The sequence below is a fragment of the Pontitalea aquivivens genome, from assembly GCF_046507575.1.
Taxonomy (GTDB): domain Bacteria; phylum Pseudomonadota; class Alphaproteobacteria; order Rhodobacterales; family Rhodobacteraceae; genus Pontitalea; species Pontitalea aquivivens.
Window position 1 is genome coordinate 1 of the sequence record NZ_JBKFEY010000134.1, and the last position, 355, is coordinate 355.

The 355-nt window shown below is 57.7% G+C and carries 1 pseudogene; it reads right to left on the reverse strand.

From position 1 onward, the window contains the following. Positions 1-83 precede the first annotated feature (83 nt). A pseudogene (locus tag ACK8OU_RS20510) lies at positions 84-355 on the reverse strand (hypothetical protein); the annotation flags it as partial.

The window sequence follows — 355 nt, forward strand, 5'->3', positions numbered from 1 at the left end:
AAATGAAGTACTGACGCTCATCATGGGCCGTGAGATGACCGGGCTCGACGCGATTCGAGCGTAAAAGTCGGTCCGGAAAGTTTTCAGTTCGAGCAGAGCCTTCTGAGCATAAGTCGGATCGACGCCAGTTTGAGGAACGCAAGGCCCTCGCGCGACAGGTTCTCGAAGTCCATGGCCAGCCTGCGGCAGCGTCCCAGCCAGGCGAAGGTCCTCTCGACAACCCGTCTGCGCGGCAAAACCTTATCTGGCTTCCTGATGCGGCTGGACAATGTCTTCGCCGCAAGACCGAAGCCAAACCGGTCCACACGCCAGGTTCGAGAAGAGACGGAATGATCGTTTTGCCATCTCCTGCCAT